The sequence below is a fragment of the Acinetobacter sp. 1125_18A genome, assembly GCF_052824985.1.
The window spans coordinates 82,589-99,670 of the sequence record NZ_VTDG01000004.1 but is presented as its reverse complement, the minus strand read 5'-3'; the positions used below and the strand labels follow the sequence as shown (position 1 = coordinate 99,670).

Genomic DNA, 17,082 nt, shown 5'->3' with positions numbered 1-17,082 from the left:
AAATTTATTTAGACAATTGCTTTACTGTTCCAACTGCATCCTTGTAAAAATGACGCAATCAATGTGTTACACCTGCTTTAAATTAAAAAATGTAAAACACACGAAAATTTAGACCGTAATCTTTCTTAAATCCGCTTTCTGTTCGTGTGTCTGAAAGCAACTGTGCACTTAATTGAGTTTTTGCATTCAGCATTTGCTGAAACTCCAATCGCGCTTGTTGCTTTTCCATGTTCTGATCCAGTTTGATTCCATCCAGCTGTTGTTCACCCCCATAATTTGCGGCATAACCGAAGGCGATTCTCTGTTTAGAATTCAAGTCGTAACGTAAGTTAAATTGAGTTTGATAGCTGGTCGCTTGTGAAAGTGTTTGATCACCCTTTCCTGCTTCATCGTTGTCTCCATACCAAATCACATCTTGATAAAGTTCAAAAGCAAACTTGCCATATAGCGGCTGTACCCATGCCAGTTGAAGATCATACTTAAATCGATTTTCGCCTAAATTCACCGCATCATTTCGATCATATTGCCCAACTGGCAAATAAATAAATGGGGTAAATGCCAGATAACGACCCGATGAACCTTGTTCAGGTCGATTAATCAACCAAAATGCAGAAGCAATTACTGGATCTGCAAAACCTGAAGCATTGTTTAAATCAGTATCGCCAATTTGCGTATGCCGTACTGTTCCAAACGGTAAAATTATTTGAGGTGTTGCACGTAACCCAGCGATGTCGGTGTAATGAATAAAGCGCGCGATACCGATATCCGATTTAGATTCAGCTCTGGTTTTTTCACCATTTTGGTAATAACCCTCCATTTGACTATGTTGATAATAGAACACACCTGCATTGGTGCCTTTTGGCAACGCTGTATAATCCCCCACGTTTACGTCAATCGCATGGCTATACTGTACAAACATGCCACTCAACATAAGAAGCAGGCTATTTTTATTGCTAAAACACATCATCTATTCCCTTTAGTTTCAAGCATCCTTTTCACTGCTCATTGCACTTGTTTAAATTTTTAATCAAAAATCAATCTATTTATCCATGAGGAATCGACCATCTGCACTTAATAAATCGTTTGATAGATTTGTTTTAATCAAATATGAGCCACAGAATATTTGCAGTTAGCGTGCCAATATTTTTATAATTAATAATCATAGACTTAAAATAAAGCTACATTCCCAATGTCCAATAAATGAACAGCATTGAGAAAGCGCTGTCCAATCAATGGACAATCACTGAGGGCATAAAAATATGGATGGGGGTTAGCGATGTTGACGAGTAGATGAAATATTCTCTAAACAATTAAATATGGCGTTTGTTGAACTGGTCGTGAACGATAAAGCGAAATTATGTTAATAAGACAAAAATTAAAATATAAGTTATTAAAAAACACATATGACTAATTCTTAAATTTACTATTTAAATAAATCGTACGATCAGAACATGAAAGCTATAACAAAAGCTGCCATGAATTTGAGTAAATAAATTTAAATTATTAAACATAATTAACAATTCAATTAAATTTGTCTTAATAGTTGGTTTTATGTTTTAATCTCTATGTTCTTCATTCAATAACAATAATTGGACTAAGTATGACGAAACCTAAATTTTTACATGAATTACCAATTGAACAGTTAAAACAGATTTCTCAACAAGACATAAAGCAAACAATAAAAGCAGAACAGCTTTATTTTCGGCATAGGCCCAAAAAGATCTATTACCTTGCGGTAAATGGAGCTAAAAGCAAAAATGGTGGATTAGTTAAAGCGAGTGCGTTAGTAGGAAGCTTCTTAGAGAATGGTGATGAGATTGTCGATAGCCCTAACAACACTGTAGCTATAAATATCTTTATCGGTGATAAGGCCTCTGAAGGCTTTTTGTACAAAAAAGGTGTTAATCATGGCTAAAGGTTTTGCAATTCATAACTCTATGACAAATCATGGAGGAATCATCCAAGCAACACAACAACGAACATCCCAAATGGGAAACCTATTTCTACGTGCTGGAGATGGTCACTTTTGCCCTAAGTGCAAATGTTGGTCTGAAATTGTTAAAAGCCATGATCATATTATTATGGATGGCAAAGCTGTTGCTTATGTTGATGACTTATTGACTTGTGGAGCTAAAATTTTACCTAAACAAGATCATGTTGTTGGAACAAGTCAAGGGGAAAACTATAGTAAGAATACAAACTCATCAAGCTTTTTAGCTCAAGGCTTAACTCTATATTCAGGTCAATATCAGTTAGTAAATAATTCAAATAATCAACCCTATAGCAATGTAAAATACATTGTTACCTATACTGATGGTCGTACTATTGAAGGTGTCACTGATGAAAATGGCATGACAGAAAAACTAGAATTTACAGAAAAAGCAGAAGATATTGAAATTAAACTTTTTGAGGCTGATTCATGGTAGATCAACATCAGACTACAACAACCAAAATTGCAAAAGTAGAAATTGTAAAATTAAAATCACCTACCCGCCTCGTCCTATACGGTGGTGCCCGATCTCTTGGAGATAATGGGGCTTTTTTTTATGCCTCTAAAAATGTGATTGCTGATTATAAAAATGATCTACCTGTGAAATCTTATTTTATTTCAAATGGAATGAGGCAGTTTATTGATCTAATAAATGTTCAACCTGAAAATTCCATTCAATCTTTAGACGTTTTTAGCCATGGTTCTGATCTAGGTCTTTATAGTGTGATTGGTGCTTCTTTAAAAAAATCAATGACATTTGAATATTCTCAGTCAAATAATTTATCATCTAATTTATATAGAAATAGATCAACAAAATTGGATCAATATGAATTTTTTGGTGGAGCTAATTGGAGAAATTCATTCATTATTTCAGACATTAATTTTAAAGTTTTTACAAATGAATCAAAAATAGAAATACATGGTTGTAATAGTGCATTTGATGGAGAGCTAGACACTCTTAGCTCTTTAATATCAGTTGCTTTATTCAAAGCTGGTAAAAAAAGAAGTGTTGTTATTGGGCATGCGGATTTTGCTAGTCCAAATAGAGGGGGGACAAAGGATATGTCTAAACAAGATTATCGACATGAGACACGAATAATTTATAATAATGGTAAAGTCATTGCTAAAACACGCAGAGAAGGTCGTCTTTCAGCCGAATTTATAAAAAAAGCTTTAGGAGGGTGAAGTCGTGGAAAATTATGAATACTGGGTTAACGTTTATTCTGCTGTTTTTTCAATATTAATTATATCTTTAAGCTTAAATTCTATTATTTTTATAAAAGATAAAATTAATAAAGTACTCTCTTTTTTTGTCTTTACTGGTCTATATTCTTTAATTTTAAGCTACTTTTTTGGAAAAGCATTTATTGGTTACACTCAACAAGAATTGCTTTTTAAATTCATTTTTGAAGGTTATAGGGCTCATATCTTTCATGGAAATATATACCTATTAATAACTTTAGTCCTTTTAATTCTTTTAATTCTAAGACTATTAATTAATAGAAAAAACCTACATCGACAAGTAAAGGATAGAGTGTCTTAAATTTTTCAGGCTCTCTTTCAGCTGAATTTAGAAAAAAAGCTTTAGTATGGTGAAGTCGTGGAAAATTATGAATACTGGATTAACGTTTATTCTGCTGTTTTTTCAATATTAATTATATCTTTTAGCTTAAATTCTATTATTTTTATAAAAGATAAAATTAATAAAGTACTCTCTTTTTTTGTCTTTACTGGTCTATATTCTTTAATTTTAAGCTACTTTTTTGAAAAATCTTCAATTGGTTATACACAACAAGAACTTTTACCAACGTTTATTTATAAAGGATATAATTCTCATATATTCCAAGGGAATACATATTTGTTAATAACTTTAGTCCTTTTCATTCTATTAATTATAAGACTATTAATTAATAGAAAAACCCACATGGACAAGTAAAGGATTGATCATCTTGAATTTTTCAGGCTCTCTTTCAGCTGAATTTATAAAAAATGAACTAAAGGGCTGAATAGAAAATTACAATTAATTGCCAATATATTTATAAATCGTTGTTCTTGAGATATTTAAGCGCTTCGCTGTCCTTGCGATATTGCCATGTTCTTCTTGTAACACCTGTATAATCATTTGCTTGGTCAAGCTATTTAAGTTTTTATTTTCATCTAATATCAGTTGCTTACTTTGCTGCTGAATCGCTAAATCAGCTTCAGGTAAATATAAATGATTTAAAATTTCACTGTCTTTAAACGCTGCGGATAGCTTCACCACATGAATTAATTCACGAATATTTCCTTCCCATGTGTGCCTATCAAATTGTTGTTCTACATGGCTCGACCATTGCGCTATGCCAAATTGATCCAGAACGTGATGTAAAATGACCTGTTTATCTTGACGTAAGCGTAAGGGTTGTAAATGTACCTGAAAACCGCAAATACGATAATATAAATCACGGCGGAATGACTGCTGTTGTATTTTACTTTTTAAATCGTGATGTGTTGCACATAACAGTTTAAATGCTGACTTGATTGGTTTACGTCCTCCGACCCGATAGAACTGCTGATCTTGTAACACTCTTAAAATTTTCACTTGTAAATGTAAAGGCAAATCACCAATCTCATCGAGAAAGAGTATGCCCTGATCTGCCAGTTCAATTAAACCTTTTTCGCCTTGCCGTTTAGCACCTGTAAAAGCGCCGCCTTCATAACCAAATAATTCTGCTTCAAGCAAATGATCTGGTATTGCACCACAATTAATCGAAATAAAAGGTAAATCTACATCCAGCTTCTGATGTAACTGCTGAGCAAAATGATCCTTACCTGTGCCCGTTTCTCCGGTAATCAATATAGGAATATCAGCTTTTAATGCTTTCAGCGCTTGATCAAGCAAATGCTGTGTCGTGATTTTGCTTGTTTTATTCTGCAACTGCCCATTCACACTACGTAACTGGGCATAAAAAAATGCATGGTCAAAACTTTGAATTAAAAAACAATCACTCGAATTTAATGGATTCAAATGCTCAGTGAGTAAAAAATGATCCATTGGTTGCTGCAACAATTGCTCAATAGAACAATTTAGCAATTTCAACGCCATTTGGTTGGCTTTGAGGATTTTTCCTGATTGATCCAGTACGATCATGCCCGTATAGGCATTGTTCAGCAAATCTTTGGAATGTTGAAAATAAAGGACCCGTTGATCAGGTTGTAGTGCTGCCTGAATAATCTTATTTTCCAAAATATAACTTTGGTAAAGTAAGTGACGCAACCAATTGCTCGCCAAAAGCCCTTGTGGTGAAGTGATATCTAAAGCACCGAGTACATCACCACAGCCATTGAATATCGGAACCGATGCACAAGAATAATTCGAAAATTCATCCAGATAATGTTGATGCCCTGTCATGATCATAGGCTGTTTAGACATCACACTACATGTCGGTGCAATCGCACCAAACACAGAGGGCTCAATAATACGACCCGTGCATAAATAATGATATTGGTCATCTAAATCAGGATTGTGACGTTCAGCAATAATTTTAAGCTGATGATTAATTAAGAAAACGATAACATCCTGTTGCCCAAATAAGCGCCAGACATCATTTAATACACCTTCAGCCAATGCGGCTAATTTTATATCACCCTGGGAAAGGTCAGCGACAGGAAACTCGTCTAAGTCAGTGATTTTGGAGAAAGGGCTTAAGCCCGAATTTTTTGCACTTTCCCAAAGCTGTAAAATAGGTGAGTCTCGTTGCACAATCTCTGGCAGTTCTCCAGTATTGTAAAAGTTATATTTAATATTTTGCCAAGAAAATTCAGATAACCCATCCATAAGCCTATTCCAAATCCAGCAGTTGCTTTCGATCATCCCGTTGATGATCCCAATATAAAATCACCCTCTCTAGAATATGACAAGGGCTAAATACAATTAAATATGTAGCGCAAAACCAGCACCATCACAAAATCCTATACGGAGGTTTAAAATAAATATTCATGTAAATCAATTATATTTCACATTGCATACTGTCTTTAAATGCAGTCTAGACTTCATTCTTAAATGTTATTTTTCAATCTAAATAAAATAAAATCAAACAATATGTTTAATCAATGAAATCATAAAGGGCGCAAATAACACCATGATAATTCCTGAAATAATCATGGATAGACTAGCAATCACTCCTTCTAACTCATGACGTTGTCTTGCTCGCGCAATCCCCATCGCATGAGCGGCATTTCCTAGAGCAGCACCTTGTGCAATACGGTTTTTATAGCGCATCCATAACAGTAAAAAATCACCAAATAACATCCCCACTAAGCCTGTTATGACCGTAAACAAGGGAATTAAACTGATTGAGCCGCCAATTTTTTCAGTCAATTCCAAAGCAAATGGAATAGAAATCGAACGTGCCAAAAGACTATTTTTCAAAATTTCGTCGAAATTGAACATACTTGCCAATAGCCAGCTACTTAAGATTCCCACCAGCATAGACACACTAGAACTGACGATTAAAACGAAAAAATACTGTTTGACGATCGCTCTATAACGAAATACAGGAATCGCAAATGCAACTGTAATTGGTCCTAACATGGCAACCAAATATTGGGTGTATAGGTAATAGTCTTGAAAGCGATGCTGAAATATAAAGATCAAAATAATACTGAGACTCGGTACTACAATAATCGGAGAAAAATATATTTTCTGGGTAAAAACAAATAAACGCTTTGCCAAGAAGTAACACAGTACCGTCCAAAGCAAGTAAAAAATTCCCCACAACTCCGTCATTCCATATCATCCTGTTGCAAGAATATTTTCACCATCAACACAGAGCTTGCCATCACCAAAGCGGTACTGAGTAAAATCACCAGAAATATTTTCCAACCACTGATCAAAAGCAATTGCTGATACTGAATCACACCGACCACTGGTGGAATAAAAAACAGCAACAGCTCACCCAATAGAATATCTGCACCTAGACTCACCTTTTCCAAATTGAGCCATTGCATTTGCAATAAAATCAGCAATATAAAAAAACCTAAAACACCTGATGCAATGGGTAAATTCAACAGTTTTTGCAACATATATGCAAAACCCCAAATCGCTATAATCAAGCTGATTTGGTAGCTCGCGCGCTTAATCGTGGTTAACTCAGATATTGTATAAAACACTGTCATTTACATCCGTATATTCATCATGACTCAAGCTAAATTTAACGGTACATACCTTTTTTCAACTTGAAATTAAGTGATATATCCGTAGTTTGCAGTGCATTAAAGAAAAAAAATAGCTACAAAAGTAGCCGATAAAAATATAACAGTTTAGCCATGTTTTAAAAATCTGTTATATTTTTTCTCCTCATTTTCTGTACCTACATCCCAACTAGATTATCGTGCAACATCATAATAATTATTTCTAAGTAGGTAGTTTTTATGGAACGATCTATAGTTTTTTCCAAACTTAATCATGACGGTCATGGGTCTATAGCGATCCAATGCCTCAAGCAACGATGGGGCATGCAATGAGTCTCGGATTAACTGCACTAGAACTGGCAAGAATTCAGTTTGCTTTCACTGTGTCTTTTCACATTATTTTCCCTGCAACCTCTATTGGTTTAGCCTGTTTCCTTGCACTGCTGGAATGGAAGTGGTTGCGGACACAAAACCCTGTTTACAAAGACCTATTCAAATACTGGATTAAGATTTTTGCTGTTGCATTTGCTATGGGTGTTGTTTCAGGCATTGTCATGGCCTACCAGTTTGGTACCAACTGGAGTGAGTTCTCGCGTATCTCAGGGAGTGTGACGGGGCCATTGCTTACCTATGAGGTTTTAAGCGCATTTTTCTTAGAAGCAGGCTTCTTAGGAATCATGCTTTTTGGTTGGGGCCGAGTCACCGCAAAAGCACATTTTTTTGCCACACTTATGGTCGCCATTGGAACCTGTATTTCAATGTTCTGGATTTTGTCCTCCAACAGTTGGATGCAAACACCGCAAGGCTTTGCAATAGAAAATGGCATCATTGTTCCGACGGACTGGTGGGCAATTGTATTTAACCCATCGTTCCCCTATCGCTTTGCACATATGGCAACAGCTGCATTTTTAGTGTCTTCATTATTGGTTGTGGGCACAGCTGGCTGGCATCTGCTTAAAGGTCGTCGTGATGAATTAATTAAAAAATCATTCTCTATGGGTTTATGGATGGTACTGGTAACTTCTTGTTTACAGGTAGTTATTGGCGACAACCATGGTTTAAATACCTTAAAACACCAACCAGCGAAATTGGCAGCAATTGAAGGACACTGGGAGACCAACCGTGACCATGCGATGCCACTTCTGCTGTTTGCGACACCAAACATGCAACAAGAAAAAAATACAACTGAATTCGGTATTCCCTATTTAGGCAGTTTGATTCTAACCCACTCCTTAGATGGCGAAGTCACTGGATTAAAGGACTTTGCAGCTGAAGATCGTCCAAATGTAGTCATCGTTTTCTGGAGCTTCCGTGTCATGGTGGGTCTTGGCATGTTAATGGTGCTGCTGTCTTTAACAGCCTTATGGCTACGCAAAAAGAATCGGCTATACGAGTCTACATGGTTTCATAAATTCGCCATTGTGATGGGCCCAACGGGTTATATCGCTTTACTCGCAGGTTGGGTTACTACAGAAGTAGGAAGACAGCCTTGGGTGGTTTATGGCGTATTACGTACCAAAGATGCGTTATCGCATACCGTAACAGCAGACCAAGTGGGACTCAGTCTGATCATTTTTGTACTGGTGTATACCGTTGTATTTGGTGCAGGGATTTATTATATGTTCAGACTCATGAAATCTGGACCTGAGTTTTTAACTCATTTAGATCCTGAAATAACAGGTTTAGGGCATTTTAAAACCCCATTACGCCCCCTCAGTGCTGTGGATGATCCAATCGATGGACAACAAGCGCCGCTAGATCAAAATAAGGAGAAACATCATGATTGATCTCGCTTTAATATGGGTCGGCATTATCGGTTTAGGTGTACTGATTTATGTAGTGATGGATGGCTTTGATTTAGGTATTGGAATTCTCTTTCCATTTATTCCAGACCGACAAGAACGTGATGTCATGATGAATACGGTCGCCCCTGTCTGGGATGGTAACGAAACATGGATGGTGCTTGGCGGCGCGGGATTATTTGCAGCCTTTCCGCTGGTCTATTCTACGGTACTCTCTGCTTTATACCTTCCCATTATATTTATGGTGGTCGCATTGATTTTCCGTGGTGTTGCCTTCGAGTTCCGCTTTAAAGCAACTCGAACCAAATACTTATGGGATCAAGCCTTTATTTGGGGATCGATCTTATCTAGCTTTTTCCAAGGGGTTATCCTTGGTGCATATATCCAAGGTATTCAAACCACTGCGGGTATTTATAGTGGCGGTGTATGGGATTGGTTTACCCCTTTTTCACTTTTCACTGGTTTAGGTGTTGTTGTCATGTATGCCACTTTAGGTTGTGGCTGGTTGATTTTAAAAACGGAAGCGCGTTTACAAGACATCATGTATACGCTGATGCCAAAGCTGTTAATTACGTTAATGATTATTTTTGCTGCCGTCAGTATCTATACCCCGATCACACATCCTGAAATTGCCCAGCGCTGGTTTGCATTACCAAACCTTATATATTTCAGCCCTGTGCCTATTTTAGTTGTACTCTTTTCTGGTTTAATTTTACATGCTTGTAAGCAACGACATGAGATTAAACCTTTTGTTTATACGCTGGCATTGGTTTTTCTGGCATTTACTGGATTTGTAATTAGTTTATGGCCCAATATCATTCCACCTTCAGTTTCAATTTGGCAAGCCGCTGCACCAGAATCAAGTCTTAAATTTACCTTGGTCGGCGCGGCAATTCTGATCCCAATTATTATCGCTTATACCTTCTTGTCTTACTGGGTTTTCCGAGACAAAGTCCGTATTGGTGATGAAGGCTACCATTGATCAAGGAGTTTTAGATGAACAAATACATCAAACAACTCAACCCTGCAACATGGTTTATTTTGTTGTGGTGTTTCGGTTTTGCAGCATTGGCTCTAATTGCGGGGTTGTTTAGATTAATGCTTAGTTTTGCCTATTAGGCATATACCTGTTGATGATCTGACTAGCGAAGAAAGGATAAGCATTTAACTATGCTTATCCTTATTTATTTGGACGCTTAAATGTCCTGACTGCTAAAGATGATGCCCCATATTTTTAATAGGGGGCATCACTCGATTTATCGGATTAAGCAAAAATTTAGAATTTAAAGGTATAGGTTGTGATAAAACGATTTTCCACAAAATCTCTACCTGGAAGGTTTCCAACACCATATTTAATATCAGCATCAATATAGCGCCATTCCACTCCAAGTCCCTTTAACCATCCTTCTGGAACAGTATAGTTTACAATCAAATTTTTCTCGGTTTCTTTATTATCCTTAAAGCCAGCCCGATAAATGTCACTACCATTCAAATAACGCAAGGTCAGTTTCAAGCCTGGTACGCCATGATCTTTAAAGTCATAACTATATAAGGCATGCCAAGTAAACTCTTTCGCTTTATAAAATGCAATTGCAGACCAAGTCTGTAAATATCCTTGCGGGACATAACCATTTAAAAGTGGAATATTGTCCTCACCCATATGCTTTTGCACACCCGCTAAAAAGGTATTTGGCCCATGTTGTGCACTCGCTTGTAATCCTACAGACTGGACATCGATATTTCCAAAATAAGCATCGCCATCCTCTTTATAATTAAAATAGCGTGCATCTACTTTTAGCTTGGTCTCATTGACTTTTTCTGTATAAACCGCATTGAAATAGTGTTGTTGGTAAATATCTTCCAACTGACCAAACCAGTATGAACCAGTGAAGTTTGGGGTGAGCTTATAGTCTAATCCGATAAAATTTAAACCATCACTTCTTTTGTTGGGATCTGTGGAGTTGCCCAAAGTGAATTTTCTATATTCATCATCATCTCGGGCATTGACATGAGTAAAACGGCCTACGGACAGTTTTAAATTTTGAATGTCTTGGCTTTCTAACATTACCCCAGCATAGGTTGTCACCAATTGTCGAGAATCATCAATAAATAAAACTGGTGTTTTTGGAAAAAGCTCCCCCACTTTAAGCTCTGTATTTTGATATTTAAGTTTTAAGGTGGCACCTAATTTTAAATAATCCCGTGCTTGTTGGGCTTCACTTTTGTCATATTTAAAAACGGTATCTAAACGTTCATCATAACGATCATTTAAACGTAGGGCATATTGAAAACCAAAATCCAAACCGACTTGTAGCGCAGTGTCGCTATAACCTGACTCAAAACGCCCAGATGCTGCCTGCGACCAACTGCCGAGGTCATTCTTGGTATCTTCGTAGTCACGTTCATTATAGAAATTGCGTAAATAAATACTGGTGTTACTCTCTTCTAAAAACTCGGCATAAGCAGCATCTATACTCAGACATCCAAACAGCGTATAAAGTGCAACTCGTTGAGTTCTATAAAGCAGATTTAGCTTTAACATGGGAAATCCTTTCCTGAATCTTTGAAATTCTTGTTGTGTAAGTTCTAGGGTGTTCTTTGTCTTATCCTCCAGACAAAAACTTTTGCACTTCCTTAAAATATAAATAAATTCAAAATGATATAATTAAGAAAATACATCAGTATTACTCATTATCAGAATTATTAATGTAATTTTCCATGTATAATGTGGTATATGTTTATACCTTTTCAGTCATACCACTGCTATTTTAAATCTAGATAAACAATTTTTTCTGTATAATAAATCATATTAAGATGTTGAAAAATAAATATTTTTTATTATTTTTAATGATCTAACAACATGGTTATTTTCAAGCTATAGCATGATAGCATCACAGTTTTATCATTTGAGCGGGTTAAATATACCTTTTAAGTATTTAAAGATACCGAATTCAGTCTAGATAAGGGGATTACATTCAATTAAGGTATATAGAAGGATTTATGAACCAAGCAAGATTAGGAATGATGCTGGCTCAACGCACAACATATCTTAAAAGATATGACGCAAACCAGCATTATGGCAAGATTAAGGAGATAGCCATGACAGCCAATAATATTAGAATTTTCGAGACGGAAGAAGTACAGAATTTCATTAACCTACTCAGCGGACTTGAGCAAGACGGTGGAAATCCTCGTACTAAGCAAATCATTCATCGGGTGGTTTCTGACTTATTTAAGACCATTGAAGATTTAGAGATTTCTTCTGACGAATATTGGGCTGCAATTGCATATTTAAACCAGCTAGGTACCAGTCATGAAGCAGGCTTACTTTCTCCTGGTTTAGGTTTTGACCACTTCCTTGATATGCGTATGGATGCAATTGATGCCGCTTTGGGTATTGAGAACCCAACTCCGCGTACCATTGAAGGCCCACTTTATGTCGCAGGTGCACCTGTTGCCCAAGGTTTTGCTCGTATGGATGATGGCAGTGATCCAAATGGTCATACCCTGATTTTGCACGGTACAATTTACGCTGCAGATGGTCAACCACTACCAAATGCACAAGTTGAAATCTGGCATGCCAATACCAAAGGTTTCTATTCACACTTTGATCCAACTGGCGAACAACAGCCTTTTAACATGCGCCGTACCATTATGACAGATGCTCAAGGTCAATACCGTGTACAAACGATTCTGCCTGCAGGTTATGGCTGTCCACCAGAAGGTCCAACTCAACAATTGTTAAATCAATTAGGCCGTCATGGTAATCGTCCTGCACATATTCATTTCTTTGTATCTGCAGATGGTCATCGCAAACTAACCACGCAAATTAACGTTGCTGGCGACCCGTACACTTATGATGACTTCGCCTACGCAACACGTGAAGGCCTTGTGGTTGACGCAATCGAACATACAGATGCAGCAGCGATCCAAGCCAACGGTGTTGAAGGTCCATTTGCCGAAATGGTATTTGACCTCAGACTTAGCCGCCTTGTAGATGGTGTTGATAACCATGTGGTTGACCGCCCTCGCCTACAAGCTTAATTCAGCTAAAAGTCATTTTGTGAATCTAGAAATCAGGCGAGCTGTAACGGTTTAGCCTGATTTATTTTATGGAAAAGATATTTAGATGGATATTCATACTTTTGATGCAGCACGCAATACTATTTTGACCGTTGTTCCTGAAGATGCGAAAGCTCTGGCTCGACTGCGTGCCATTCTACAGGCAGGTCAATTTCCGACGGTTACAGTGATTGGCAAATATAATCATGGTAAAAGCCGGCTGTTAAATGAGCTTATTGGTCAAGATATTTTCTCAGTTGCGGATAAACGAGAAACGGTGGTCCTCTCCGAACATCTGCAACATCATATCCGTTGGTTAGATGCACCGGGTTTGGATGCTGATGTGGCGACAATCGATGATCAACTTGCTCAAGATGCGATGTGGAATAAAGCAGATATTCGCCTAATGGTCCATTCGGTACGTGAGGGTGAGTTTGATCCTTATGAATTACACTTATTCCAGCAATTCGAGCAAGATGCAAAGCAAACCCAACGACAAAGCTTACTGCTGCTTACCCAAATTGACCAGATTCCAGATCAAACCATTTTAGCGCAGATTATTGGCAGCATTCAAAATCAAGCACCAACTGCAACTGTACTACCTGTATCAGCTACACGGCACCGTCAAGGTATCGAAAATTCCAAACCCGTACTGGTACAACGCAGTGGTATCCCCGAACTACAACACACACTTCATCGGATGCTTGAGCAAGTCCCCGCAATACGTCAATTTGAAAAAAAACAGATCATTGTTGATCTAAAAACGCGCTTATCCCAGCACCTAGAAACCATTCAAAGCAACATTCAGCAACTTACAGCAACCTTACAGCAACAACGCCAAAATTTTGAGCGTGATCTCAATCAAATATTAGATAAAGTGCGTCAAGATTTACAATCGGTCCTACAGGTCTCTGGGCAGGATAATTCGCTAGAACCAGATTCTTTTGCCAATATGTATAAAGTAACCGCAGGCAAACGTGATCGTAACCGTATTCAAGTGGCTTATTCTCGTGCCTGTATCGAAATCAATAGCCATCTGGTGCGCTATGGTGTGGTGGGTTTACCTGATACGCAAAAAAGTAATGTACGCAGTCTAGATACGGTCATGGTTGCGGTGATGGGTGTCTCGGTCAAACTGCGTAAGGATCTCAATCTTATTTTTGTGGAAGAATCAGGTCGTCAGCGTTTACGTGGTGAATTTGCCCATTATTTTGAATTGTCTTCTGATCGAATGCAGTTGCAACAGCAATTACTTAATTTGCAGCAGCAACAGCAGCTCATCATACAAGCCCAACAGGCATCAACCACTTTGGAGCAGGTATAATGACCGTCCATGATTCGATTCAGACGCTGATTGCGAGTAGCAAAGCTTTTGATCAGCATGAACAGGACATCATCCTGCATTTAAATAAGATGCACACGTGGCATCAACAACTGGCGATCAATCTTAATAAACAACGTATCAATCCCATTGGACTGACATCACTTTGTCAGATTGCCCAAGACATCGCAGTACTCAATTCGCAGCTTGAAAGCTATCTCAGCCATTGGGAAACACAATTAGAGACCCTACATGCGGCACAATCCATCGCAGATCATTTTGACGATAAGATTATTTTGCTGATTTTCGGAAAATTCAATGCGGGTAAAAGTTCATTCTGTAATGTATTGGCAGAGTGTTTTCACAGACGCCAGCAAAGCGTTGAATATTTTTATCTCGACTCAGGTCAAATTATCCATAGTCAGGAGCGTTTTAAAGAAGGTGCCACAGAAACCACCACACGCTTACAAGGGGTTTGTTTAGCGAACAACCTCATTTTACTGGATACCCCAGGACTTCATTCCGTTACGCCAGAAAATGCAGCATTAACCCAACGCTTTATGGATAGTGCGGATGGTGTCCTTTGGCTCAGTAGTTCCTCCTCACCCGGTCAGGTCAAAGAATTAGCGGCTTTGGGGCAGGAATTACGCCGACATAAACCGTTATTGCCAGTGCTGACACGAAGTGATTATTTTGAAGAAGATGAAGTTGATGGCGACATTTGCCAGATGCTATGCAATAAAACCTCTGACCAACGTTATCTGCAAGAAACCGATGTTCAAACCCGTGCTATTGACCAACTGATCGCAATGCAAGTTGATCCTGTGCTATTGCAATCGCCAATTTCAACCTCCTCTCAGATGTTGAAAAATGCGGATTTCAATGATCAGGCTATGCAAATGGCAGGTTTTAATCGTTTATTTGATGCACTTTTACATTTGATCCAACCTGCTCTGGCTTATAAACAGCGTAAACCTGCGGAAGCCTTGTTACATCATTTACAAGAACAAATTCTAACGCCTTTACAACTTGAGGTTGTGCCACAACTGCATCAATTACAGCAGCAGCTAAGCAATGCTATGAGCGCTTTGCTGCAACATAAACAGCAGATCATTACGCAAACATGGCGCAGTATGATTGCAACCCTGCCAAGCTTATTAGAGCAACATGCCGAGCAGCAAGCGGTGGATGAATTGTATAGTGCACTGACCCAACAGGCTCAACAGCTTCTATTACAACATATTGCAAATACTTTATCGGATTATCAACTGCAATATGCCCCTCTCAGTCCGTTACAGTTTGCTGAGCATCTGGCGTATGAAGTGATTTATGCTGATGATGCAACCGAGATCTTGGCCATTGGGCATGACCGTTTATATAGCGAGATCTCACATAGTTTGTGGCAAAAGCTTGATCAATATAGCGATGAAGTTATTGCACAATGCCAAGAACTGCTAAGCAATCTTCAAGAGCAAATTGCCACTATCCAGCAAGGCTTAATCAATGACGAACAGGAACTACAATACATTGCGAATTCATTAAGAATGAAAGGATAAACACCGAAAATGTCATTTTAAAATCATTAACTCAATAGATCTCATTCATAAATCAAAAAAATGATCATGTTGAGTGAATCATATTGGTATTGAAAGTCCCTTCTCCCGTTGGGAGAAGGCGAGGATGAGGGGATTTTATATTGATCTCAGCTCAGACCTATACTCGATTAATCCCCATCGAGTTGAAGTGGAATCCCTTCTTCTTCAAAGACCTGTCGAATACATTCTAAAATCTTGGGTAAATAAGGACTTTGATCCATATTTCTCACAGCTAATGAAATAGGACTATAGGCCTCTATATCCAAAATCGGAATATAGACCAAATTTTTCATGCCTATTTCACTAGCGCTTTCAGGAATAATGCATATCCCTTCCCCTGACGACACCAAACCCAAAGCCATATGGATTTCTCGAACTTCAACCATATCTTTCGGTACCAAGCCTAATTCGGTAAAAATGGATTGAATCAAGGTTGAGAAATTAGGCTTCTGTGTGGCTGGATAAGAAAAAATAGGTTCATTGATAATTTGCGATAAATAAATACCTTTATCAATATAACTGGTTAAATGATGATTTTTATGCGCGGCTAGTTTTAATTTCTCTTTGTACAATAAAATGCGCTTAATCGATGGATCACTAATTCTTAAACGACCAAAGCCTAAATCTATTTTACCGAGTTTGAGTGCTTCGATTTGATCCTTGGTACTGTATTCAATCAGCTCAACCTGAATATCAGGGTTATTTTGACGAAATAAATAAATTACCTGAGGCAGTAACGCATACAGCAATGAACTGACATAACCAATACGGACAATTGTATTCATTGAACTAATACGCTTCGCCATAGAGGTGGCTTGCGCAGTATGAGTCAAAATTTGTACCGCATGTTGGTAAAAGAATTGCCCTGCTTCTGTTGTTCTTACTGGACGTGTGCCACGCTCAAATAAAAGAATACCCAGTTCTTCTTCTAACTTTTGAATCTGACGGCTCAATGGCGGTTGAGCAATACATAATTTTTCTGCAGCTTTGGTAATACTCTGCTCTTCGACCACTGTAACGAAATAACGAAGATATCTTAATTCCATCTCTATAAATCCCTTTTATATACCTTTTAAGTATCTAAAAATACCAAAATCGGCCTAGTTAAAGATATTACATTAAATTAGGGTATATAAATAG

General features: G+C 37.7%; 16 protein-coding genes. 10 read left to right on the top strand and 6 right to left on the bottom strand.

From position 1 onward, the window contains the following. Positions 1-82: 82 nt before the first annotated feature. The gene (locus FY049_RS08635; RefSeq protein WP_151957330.1) at positions 83-964 is read right to left on the bottom strand and encodes a transporter; all 882 of its coding nucleotides are present in this window, start codon (positions 962-964) and stop codon (positions 83-85) included. A gap of 636 nt (positions 965-1,600) precedes the next feature. Here FY049_RS08635 and FY049_RS08630 point away from each other — a divergent pair. From FY049_RS08630 to FY049_RS08615, 4 genes are read left to right on the top strand one after another with little or no spacing between them, the layout of a single operon-like run. Then, a complete protein-coding gene (locus tag FY049_RS08630; protein ID WP_446083525.1) occupies positions 1,601-1,915 on the top strand; it encodes a hypothetical protein in 315 nt (104 codons plus the stop codon). Beyond that, the gene (locus tag FY049_RS08625) at positions 1,908-2,426 is read left to right on the top strand and encodes a PAAR domain-containing protein (protein WP_166782729.1); all 519 of its coding nucleotides are present in this window, start codon (positions 1,908-1,910) and stop codon (positions 2,424-2,426) included. Before FY049_RS08630 ends, FY049_RS08625 begins: the two co-directional genes overlap by 8 nt. After that, positions 2,420-3,175: a hypothetical protein gene (locus FY049_RS08620; RefSeq protein WP_446083524.1), complete on the top strand. Its 756-nt coding sequence runs from the start codon at positions 2,420-2,422 to the stop codon at positions 3,173-3,175. The genes FY049_RS08625 and FY049_RS08620 overlap by 7 nt, the downstream gene beginning before the upstream one ends. A 4-nt stretch (positions 3,176-3,179) precedes the next feature. Further along, entirely contained in the window at positions 3,180-3,533 is a 354-nt protein-coding gene (locus FY049_RS08615; RefSeq protein WP_446083523.1) for a hypothetical protein, read from the top strand. Positions 3,534-4,010: 477 nt separating this feature from the next. On the opposite strand, the gene FY049_RS08610 is transcribed toward FY049_RS08615, so the two are convergent. From FY049_RS08610 to FY049_RS08600, 3 genes are all read right to left on the bottom strand, one after another. Beyond that, positions 4,011-5,807 (bottom strand): sigma-54-dependent Fis family transcriptional regulator, encoded by a 1,797-nt coding sequence (locus tag FY049_RS08610; RefSeq protein ID WP_446083522.1) that lies wholly within the window; start codon positions 5,805-5,807, stop codon positions 4,011-4,013. A 255-nt stretch (positions 5,808-6,062) separates the two neighbouring features. Then, positions 6,063-6,758 (bottom strand): LrgB family protein, encoded by a 696-nt coding sequence (locus FY049_RS08605; protein ID WP_154130660.1) that lies wholly within the window; start codon positions 6,756-6,758, stop codon positions 6,063-6,065. Further along, positions 6,755-7,147 carry a CidA/LrgA family protein gene (locus tag FY049_RS08600; RefSeq protein WP_081409330.1) on the bottom strand — a complete coding sequence of 131 codons (393 nt, stop codon included), beginning with the start codon at positions 7,145-7,147 and terminating at the stop codon, positions 6,755-6,757. The genes FY049_RS08605 and FY049_RS08600 overlap by 4 nt, the downstream gene beginning before the upstream one ends. Before the next feature lie 344 nt (positions 7,148-7,491). Between FY049_RS08600 and FY049_RS08595 the strand changes: the two genes are divergently transcribed. The 3 genes from FY049_RS08595 to FY049_RS08585 are packed head-to-tail and all read left to right on the top strand — an operon-like array spanning position 7,492 to position 10,083. Beyond that, complete coding sequence (locus tag FY049_RS08595) at positions 7,492-8,949, top strand: cytochrome ubiquinol oxidase subunit I (protein ID WP_151957329.1); 1,458 nt, start codon at positions 7,492-7,494, stop codon at positions 8,947-8,949. Continuing rightward, complete coding sequence (cydB, locus tag FY049_RS08590; RefSeq protein ID WP_034617970.1) at positions 8,942-9,946, top strand: cytochrome d ubiquinol oxidase subunit II; 1,005 nt, start codon at positions 8,942-8,944, stop codon at positions 9,944-9,946. The genes FY049_RS08595 and cydB overlap by 8 nt, the downstream gene beginning before the upstream one ends. 14 nt (positions 9,947-9,960) lie before the next feature. Then, on the top strand, positions 9,961-10,083 hold the full coding sequence (locus FY049_RS08585) for a DUF2474 family protein (protein WP_004721553.1): 123 nt from the start codon (positions 9,961-9,963) through the stop codon (positions 10,081-10,083). Positions 10,084-10,240: 157 nt separating this feature from the next. On the opposite strand, the gene FY049_RS08580 is transcribed toward FY049_RS08585, so the two are convergent. Beyond that, complete coding sequence (locus tag FY049_RS08580; RefSeq protein ID WP_224965232.1) at positions 10,241-11,506, bottom strand: OprD family outer membrane porin; 1,266 nt, start codon at positions 11,504-11,506, stop codon at positions 10,241-10,243. Between the two features lie 557 nt (positions 11,507-12,063). On the opposite strand from FY049_RS08580, the gene catA reads away from it, so the two are divergent. The 3 genes from catA (at position 12,064) to FY049_RS08565 (ending at position 15,903) form a co-directional block, all read left to right on the top strand. After that, entirely contained in the window at positions 12,064-13,008 is a 945-nt protein-coding gene (catA, locus tag FY049_RS08575; protein WP_004721555.1) for a catechol 1,2-dioxygenase, read from the top strand. A gap of 85 nt (positions 13,009-13,093) precedes the next feature. Then, positions 13,094-14,350: a GTPase gene (locus FY049_RS08570; protein WP_446083521.1), complete on the top strand. Its 1,257-nt coding sequence runs from the start codon at positions 13,094-13,096 to the stop codon at positions 14,348-14,350. Next, a complete protein-coding gene (locus tag FY049_RS08565; protein WP_446083520.1) occupies positions 14,350-15,903 on the top strand; it encodes a dynamin family protein in 1,554 nt (517 codons plus the stop codon). Before FY049_RS08570 ends, FY049_RS08565 begins: the two co-directional genes overlap by 1 nt. 167 nt (positions 15,904-16,070) lie before the next feature. On the opposite strand, the gene catM is transcribed toward FY049_RS08565, so the two are convergent. Next, a complete protein-coding gene (gene catM / locus FY049_RS08560) occupies positions 16,071-16,988 on the bottom strand; it encodes a cis,cis-muconate-binding transcription regulator CatM (RefSeq protein ID WP_034617960.1) in 918 nt (305 codons plus the stop codon). Positions 16,989-17,082: the final 94 nt, after the last annotated feature.

What these genes read in the sequence shown, in the direction of transcription:
- FY049_RS08635 (WP_151957330.1), bottom strand. Translation starts at nt 964, where the DNA reads ATGTGTTTTAGCAATAAAAATAGCCTGCTTCTTATGTTGAGTGGCATG.
- FY049_RS08630 (WP_446083525.1), top strand. Translation starts at nt 1,601, where the DNA reads ATGACGAAACCTAAATTTTTACATGAATTACCAATTGAACAGTTAAAA.
- FY049_RS08625 (WP_166782729.1), top strand. Translation starts at nt 1,908, where the DNA reads ATGGCTAAAGGTTTTGCAATTCATAACTCTATGACAAATCATGGAGGA.
- FY049_RS08620 (WP_446083524.1), top strand. Translation starts at nt 2,420, where the DNA reads ATGGTAGATCAACATCAGACTACAACAACCAAAATTGCAAAAGTAGAA.
- FY049_RS08610 (WP_446083522.1), bottom strand. Translation starts at nt 5,807, where the DNA reads ATGGATGGGTTATCTGAATTTTCTTGGCAAAATATTAAATATAACTTT.
- FY049_RS08605 (WP_154130660.1), bottom strand. Translation starts at nt 6,758, where the DNA reads ATGACGGAGTTGTGGGGAATTTTTTACTTGCTTTGGACGGTACTGTGT.
- FY049_RS08600 (WP_081409330.1), bottom strand. Translation starts at nt 7,147, where the DNA reads ATGACAGTGTTTTATACAATATCTGAGTTAACCACGATTAAGCGCGCG.
- FY049_RS08595 (WP_151957329.1), top strand. Translation starts at nt 7,492, where the DNA reads ATGAGTCTCGGATTAACTGCACTAGAACTGGCAAGAATTCAGTTTGCT.
- cydB (WP_034617970.1), top strand. Translation starts at nt 8,942, where the DNA reads ATGATTGATCTCGCTTTAATATGGGTCGGCATTATCGGTTTAGGTGTA.
- FY049_RS08585 (WP_004721553.1), top strand. Translation starts at nt 9,961, where the DNA reads ATGAACAAATACATCAAACAACTCAACCCTGCAACATGGTTTATTTTG.
- FY049_RS08580 (WP_224965232.1), bottom strand. Translation starts at nt 11,506, where the DNA reads ATGTTAAAGCTAAATCTGCTTTATAGAACTCAACGAGTTGCACTTTAT.
- catA (WP_004721555.1), top strand. Translation starts at nt 12,064, where the DNA reads ATGACAGCCAATAATATTAGAATTTTCGAGACGGAAGAAGTACAGAAT.
- FY049_RS08570 (WP_446083521.1), top strand. Translation starts at nt 13,094, where the DNA reads ATGGATATTCATACTTTTGATGCAGCACGCAATACTATTTTGACCGTT.
- FY049_RS08565 (WP_446083520.1), top strand. Translation starts at nt 14,350, where the DNA reads ATGACCGTCCATGATTCGATTCAGACGCTGATTGCGAGTAGCAAAGCT.
- catM (WP_034617960.1), bottom strand. Translation starts at nt 16,988, where the DNA reads ATGGAATTAAGATATCTTCGTTATTTCGTTACAGTGGTCGAAGAGCAG.